Source organism: Chamaesiphon polymorphus CCALA 037 (genome assembly GCF_003003845.1).
Lineage (GTDB): Bacteria > Cyanobacteriota > Cyanobacteriia > Cyanobacteriales > Chamaesiphonaceae > Chamaesiphon > Chamaesiphon polymorphus.
On the sequence record NZ_PVWO01000328.1, the window covers coordinates 1 to 6,763 of the forward strand.

General features: G+C 45.6%; 6 protein-coding genes. 1 reads left to right on the forward strand and 5 read right to left on the reverse strand.

What is annotated here, in order from left to right:
- Positions 1-213 precede the first annotated feature (213 nt).
- The 5 genes from C7B77_RS20600 to C7B77_RS30225 form a co-directional block, all read right to left on the reverse strand.
- Positions 214-768 carry a DEP domain-containing protein gene (locus C7B77_RS20600; RefSeq protein ID WP_106309193.1) on the reverse strand — a complete coding sequence of 185 codons (555 nt, stop codon included), beginning with the start codon at positions 766-768 and terminating at the stop codon, positions 214-216.
- A 404-nt stretch (positions 769-1,172) separates the two neighbouring features.
- Complete coding sequence (locus C7B77_RS31160; RefSeq protein ID WP_106309196.1) at positions 1,173-2,705, reverse strand: peptidoglycan DD-metalloendopeptidase family protein; 1,533 nt, start codon at positions 2,703-2,705, stop codon at positions 1,173-1,175.
- Between the two features lie 97 nt (positions 2,706-2,802).
- Positions 2,803-3,588: a biotin--[acetyl-CoA-carboxylase] ligase gene (locus C7B77_RS20610; RefSeq protein ID WP_106309199.1), complete on the reverse strand. Its 786-nt coding sequence runs from the start codon at positions 3,586-3,588 to the stop codon at positions 2,803-2,805.
- Positions 3,589-3,751: 163 nt separating this feature from the next.
- A complete protein-coding gene (locus tag C7B77_RS20615) occupies positions 3,752-5,815 on the reverse strand; it encodes an AAA family ATPase (RefSeq protein WP_106309202.1) in 2,064 nt (687 codons plus the stop codon).
- Positions 5,812-5,949 (reverse strand): hypothetical protein, encoded by a 138-nt coding sequence (locus C7B77_RS30225; protein WP_181243943.1) that lies wholly within the window; start codon positions 5,947-5,949, stop codon positions 5,812-5,814. Before C7B77_RS30225 ends, C7B77_RS20615 begins: the two co-directional genes overlap by 4 nt.
- Before the next feature lie 116 nt (positions 5,950-6,065).
- Here C7B77_RS30225 and C7B77_RS20620 point away from each other — a divergent pair, with 116 nt between their 5' ends.
- Positions 6,066-6,533, forward strand: a complete 468-nt coding sequence (locus C7B77_RS20620; protein WP_106309205.1) for a hypothetical protein — start codon at positions 6,066-6,068, stop codon at positions 6,531-6,533.
- The last annotated feature ends 230 nt before the right edge of the window (positions 6,534-6,763 follow it).

The following is a 6,763-nucleotide window of genomic DNA, read 5'->3' on the forward strand; positions in this document are numbered from 1 at the left end:
CCCCAAGACTGGGCAAATTGGAAAGGGTAAATAAATAATTGATAATTGATAATTGATAATTACCTTTTCCTGAAAGACATCTTTGTCGCCAAAGTCGAAGCTATGTCTACGTCAGGCTAAGCCAACGCCAACGCGTTACGCTGTGCTTATTTTGCAGCCGCTACCCAACCTACGTCTTCGTTATCAATTCTCAATTCTCAATTCTCAATTAATTTACTTGTCCATACAAAACTGATAAAAAAGATCGGCATCTAAAAACGGTTGTCGATCGGATAAATTTTTGAGCCAGTTGTCATCGATCAATCTTTGTCCGAGTGCGACGGCTTGTTGACGATCGAGCGAGAGTCTAGCAGACATCCAATCTACGGCTTCGCGACCGATAAAACAGCGGAGATAGGGGAGGCGAAAACTTTGGGATCGATTTTCGATCGTTACACCTTGTGGCGATCGCATATCGTTGACTAGTTGAGCGAGATTTAGATATTTAACTATATCCCAAGCATCTTCGACGATTTTAAGTATGTAGCGATCTTCATACCAAATTGTCGCAATATCGCCATCTTCCACTAACAGACAAGCTACTGCGGGTTCTGGATCGAGGTAACTGCGACGCATTTCGGTAATTGCTAGCTGACGTTGATGTACGGGATAAGTATTACCACGCACGAATAGATTGCCCTGATAGTTAACCCCGCTGACAATTTCTGATGTCGTGCCAAACTGACGGACGAGTTGACAATAACTGACGTCCTGTGACTTGAGTAACATGCCACTTTATTGCCCAATGGGACTAAATTTAATTTATATATAATCATCGCTGCACGGTAACATCTACGGCGAAGGAATCGCTGCTACTGTGACATATCAATTAATATACCCATATAGACTAACGATATTAACTTGTCAAAAAAAGATCTCGATCTAGGTTCGATCGAGATCTTTTTATTAACTTTTACTAGTATTCAAAAACGAGCGTTTAAAATTAGTATCGGTACCTAAATAAAGTAGGCTATAGCTCGCTATCTCGCTGCAATCGCAGATTGCAGCAATGACTTTGGTTGAGTGAGTAAATACCAACCCGATCGAACTATAAATCGGCACAAAAAGTACCGTTCTGAGATTAGCTTGCTTCGACGATCGTCTAGGTGCGGCAACGACCGAAAATAGGTCGGTTAGTTGACTCCTCGCTCGAACTCGCTTTGAGCGAATGGCATCGAGCGACGGAGATTATCCAAGGCATACTTGATATCTTCACCAGGATCGACTGCAACCCAACCATCGGTCGTGGAAACTCGTGCTTCAAAGTGCAAGTGCGGGCCAGTTGAGTTACCAGTACTGCCGACGCGACCGATGACGGTACCTTGTTCGATTCTTTGTCCTGGTTGGACAAAAATTTCTGAAAGGTGGCCGTAGAGAGTCTGCTGAATGCCGTTGTGTTGAATGACAACTGTTTTGCCATAACCGCCGAGCCAACCAGCCGATACGATCGTTCCCGAACCGGAAGCCACTACAGGCGCGCCCATCGGTGCTCCGATGTCTACTCCCGAATGGAAGCGACGACTCCCAGTAATGGGATGCGTGCGCCAACCAAAGCCCGAAGTAGTGGGAGCTGGGCTAGCGAGCGGATAAATAAATTCCCCGCCAGCGAGATTCGACTGATTTTCGGTGAAAGTCTCAGTTGCCGATTGGGCAATAGATCCAGCCGGACGAACGCTGGGGATTGCGGGGACTACTGGCACCACTTTCGTGCCAGTTAATTTGGGGAGTTGGGCGACAGGCTGGACTTCGATCCTTTGAGTGCGTGGTGTGGAAACTGAAATATCCAAGGCTTTGATACTTGAGGCTTCTACGCGGATGGGAACGGAAGCTGTAGGAGTGGCCGATTTAAGATCTGCGTTCGACCTGCTGGCGACAGGCGGAGTCATCGGCTTGACGACTGTAGAGTTAAGCTCTGCGGCGATCGCGCGTGGATTTTGAGTATAAGAATTAGTTCTCTGTATACTGACGGATGTCGGTTTGAGTGTCGGTAACGCAGTGACTTCTGGAACTGTTCGATAACCCGGAGCTGATTGTGGCAAACTAGCTGGAGACTGGTTATTGACGATCGGTACGGAGCGAGAGATCGGCAACTGTGAGGGTTGCAGGCGGGGTTGGATCTGACTACTAGTAGAGGTAACTCTTTCGCTATTACGATTGGGAATCTTGTCGCTCAAGGGAGCTGGAACGGGAATATCGATAGACGCGATCGTGCCCGATTGGGCTAATGCCGAGCCATTGACGCCGACGGTGTAGTTATCTGCGGTGAGTAGATCGGTATGCTTGGGACGGACGATCGTGCCAGTGGGGGAGATGGCTGCCGAACCAGGGGTAACAGCCAGAGGGACTTCCCGATTTGGTAGTTGTGCTGGAGAGATCGGATCTACTGAGGGCTTAGGAGCCGTTGGTAGATCGGGGCCAAATATCTCTCGCTCTGCCGATTTTGTTGTCTTTTTGGCGATCGATGCCGATGCTTGGATGAGTGCTTGTGCTTCTGTTTGTGATGTAGATATTGGTTTTAGATCCGCCCAAACGATGCCAGTACTACCGATAAAGCTGAGGCTGCCGAGCCAAGCCACAATCTTTAGCAGTAGGGGATTTCGGAAGAAGATACTCAACCGAGGCTGTTTGCGTGAGTGATGCGATATTTTTTCTGCCTTGCTGGTCATAATTAATTTTTAATTTAACGCAGTCATTGTTCAGAACTATTCATCCGCTTCAGCATCGCAAAACAAAACTGGTTAAGTTTGCAGATGTCTAAAGTTACTAACCCTCGTAGCCCAAGGTGAAGGTACCTGGTGCAAAATAAGTTTCAATTACCTCTGTGGTATTTGCAAAACCGATTCGTAATTCGCCTTGTGGTGAGATTCCCAAAACGGTTCCTAACTTACCATTGACGATCGTCGAGCGTCCACGGGCATGAAGTAGTTCCAGATAGTCCAACAGTAAACTGTCGATCGTTGCTGGAGTGCAACGTTTGTACCCGCTTATGATTCCCCTAATGGTACAGCTTGTTAACATCTCGATCGAGAAATTTCGGTAATTTGGCCGATCGTCATTATTTGGTACCAAATTTATAGCGTTCGCTCCAACTGGATTGGCATAATTAATTCCCACTCCCACTATTGCTTGATAAATTTTGCCTTGCGATACCTTGGTCTGGGTTAAAATTCCCCCCAATTTTCGATCGGATAACATCAAATCGTTAGGCCATTTGATTGAGACAGGTATATCCTTTTGTCTTAATTGATGCGCAATCCCCCAAACAATTCCGACTGTTAATTGATGTACATTTGTGGCTGGCAGATCTGGAGAAATTGCTAGCGATAGATACAATCCACCTGGCTCTGATTCCCATTTTTTCCCTTGTTGTCCGCGTCCGGCTGTTTGGGCTTTGGCAATAACAATCGTGCCCGATTTCGCATTTTCTCGATCTATCAATTGAGATATTTTATCATTGGTTGAGGGGAGGTTATCGAAAATATGGAGATTAAAATCTACATCTAGCGATCGATCTTCAGCGAGTAAGTCTAGTATTTTTTGACGATCCATGGGTAATTGATAATTGATAATTGATAATTGATAATTAGGCTGTTAGATATTTGCCATATAGTAAGCACTGCCCAGCATCTAGATCTTAGGCATAATCTATTTTATGAAAAATTGCATACACCTACTTAATATCTACTTAAATTGAAAATTACAATAGCTAATCTCAAACAATTTCAACGATCTCGGTGTAGTCAAAATCGTTAGGGCTGTGCTGAATTAGAGGATAGCGTTGGCGATCGATCTCTAGGTAGTCTTCGGGCGAATCTAACTTAGAAGTATAGTAAGTTAACACATATTGCTTGCCAATTTTTGACTGCATTTCGGTTTCGACTTCATCGCGCCATTGAGTTTTGGTAACTAGGACGACTAGTTGGCTGGCTAGTTGGGGTAAGATCTGGGCAATTTGGCGGCGCGAGATCCGATCGAGACTGCCAAACGGCGAATCCATAACGATTGGGAAGGTATTGCTTTGGGGGACGGCGAGGAGTTTTTGTTCGCTCCATTCGCGCACGCGATCGATAATTCCGCCGATAAATGAGAGGCTGAGGATCTGATTTTCGCCAGTAGAGGCAGCAACGATAGTTTCGACACCTCTAGTATTTTCGACTAAGATAAGTTCGTATTTTTCGGTAATTTTGGGTAGATATGGAGTGACCGAAATAGTTTGAAAAATTCTTTGGACTTGGCGTTCGAGTTCGATCCGAAATTGTTGCTCTTGGCGATCGCGCATGACGATTAATTCTTCAATTGCCGATCGGGTAGCTTGGAGGCGACGTTGGGCTAAACTTTGGCGATCTTGGTTAGCTTGTTGTTTGGTAATTTGTTTGGCTAGCGATTGAACTTGGCCTTCGAGATGAACGATCTGTTGTTTGTTTTGACCTTGAGTGAGAATGAGATCGCGAACTTTAATTTCGATATCGTCGAGTCTTTTTTGCAGATTGCTAATTTCAATATTAGTATCTTGACGTAGTTGAGTTTCGAGTCGATCGATCTGAATTTCTAGTTGGCTGATTTCCGACCTAGCCGTAGTGACAATTTGCTGTTGGAGATCGATCGCTTGCCAAAACTCATCGCCTTTAGTCTGAAGATCTTCGACTTGGGTTATTAACCGCATGGTTGTCTCTTCAATGACCGCAATACTGGCGCGAGACAGCCAGGTTTGAATCTGTAAATATGCGGGGGTATCAGGGTGTAATTCTGCGCCGCACAAGCAATTCTGATGCTGAATCAGTCGAGCGATAAATTCTCGCGATATCCCTTGATTGAGTTCGCCGCGATCGCGTAGCTCGGCAACGAGATGTTGGAATTCTTGAGTGAGATTTGGTAGTAAAACGGTATATGCTTGAGTAGAGATTAATTGCTTAATCGCTGTCTGTGCTTGACGAAGTTGAGTTTGGTGGATCGCTTTAGTACTTTCTAATTCTTGTCGTTGCTGTTGGATGGCTGTAGCGGCGGTGAGTTCGAGGAGATAGTTATTAATCTCGCGCTCGATCTGGTGAAAATTAGCAATTTCGCGATCGATTTCCGCTTGCCGAGATTCAATGTTATCGATCTCTTGCTGGCATTGTTGTTGAGATCTGAGTAAATCTTTAGTTGCGGTATCGCCAATTTGAGCTAGTTCGGTTTCGAGTGTTTTTTTAGCCTCACCTAAATGTTTAATCGATCGATTTAAGACTTCTACACCGAGGAGAATTTTGGTAGCTTCAGCGATTTCCAGTCGTTTATCCTGACGGACGATTTGCTCGATGCGCTCGCCGTCGAAAAAGAAATACTGGTGGAGGCTGGCGGGTAAAATTCTGCCGATGATTTCGTCTGGCGGTTGTTGGGGGTGCAGCCATTTACCATCGGCATCGCCGATATATAAATAGAGTAATTCGTTGTTGACGATATTAACTGTGTCTTGCTGCTTGTAGGCGCGACACATCCGTTTGGCGCGGTAACGTTTGCCATCGTGCTCCCAGGCGACTTCTACCCATGTATCGACTGCGGTACCGATCTCGGCTTCGGCGATGGCGCGCTTATTGACTAGTTGCTGAGATTCGGCAAAGGCGGCGGTAAATTTTTCGTAGAGTACCCAGGTAAACGCATTGAGGAGGGTGGTTTTACCCGCACCATTATTGCCATGAACGATGGTGGTGTTGCGATCGTTATCGGTAGCCAGACGCACTTCTGGCGTTTCGCCATAAAATTGGCGGAAGTTACACAGCCGAATGGCAGTCAGTTTCATGTAACTACCTCTTTAACGATCTTGAGAATATCATCATTAATCGGCGAATTCTTTTTGCGATCGAGTCTGTCTCGTTCGAGTTGGAGGACGCGCTCGACGATCTGACGGACTTCAGGAGTAAGGTGTGGAGTCATTATATGGAGATATCGATCTCGGAAAATACTAAAAATATAGAAAAATTCTGTTCGTATGGAACTAAATTCTAAAGAACGGCGTCAAGTTTGATAATTGCAACAATTATTATTGTATTATGAAAAAGCTTTTACCCCTATTCGCGATCGCGGCTACTTGTATCGTCACAGCACTCACTCAAGCCCCTGAAGCGGCAGTAGCTGGCGGTCTCGGTAACAATTATATCGGCCCCGCAGTTACTTTTGGCGGCGGACAAACTGTCTTTGGTATCGACAGTAAACTAGGTATTGCGGATAATATCTCTCTCCGTCCTTATGTACTTTTCCCCTCTGGTGGTACGCAGTTTGGTACGAGTGTGACTTATGACTGGGATCTGCGTCAATCACAGATCGCGTTTACTCCATTTATCGGTGTTGGTGTTGGTTTCCAAACAGGTAACTCGAATACTACGACTAATGGTTTTGCCCAAGTTGGTGCAGATTTCAATGTTGATGAAAGCTTTTCTTTGTTAGGTTCGGTAGCAATTCCTTTTAACAGCAATAATGCGAATACTAGCGTTACTGTAGGTGCTAATATCCGCTTCTAAGCGATCGAGATAGTTATAACACCAGGGACGACTTCCAGTTATTGGCCGCTCTAGTAACTAGTTAACGTCAGTTCGAGTTAAAGATTTCCCGTGGAGGCCATTCTTGGACTAGTAATTAGTTTGAGGTTGATGGCGCTAAAGAACCCGGATCTTGGGGAGGCTCCCCCCAGACCCCCCGTTGAGGGGCAGGGTGCCGCCCCTCAAACTCCCCTGCACAAGGGTCGATCTGT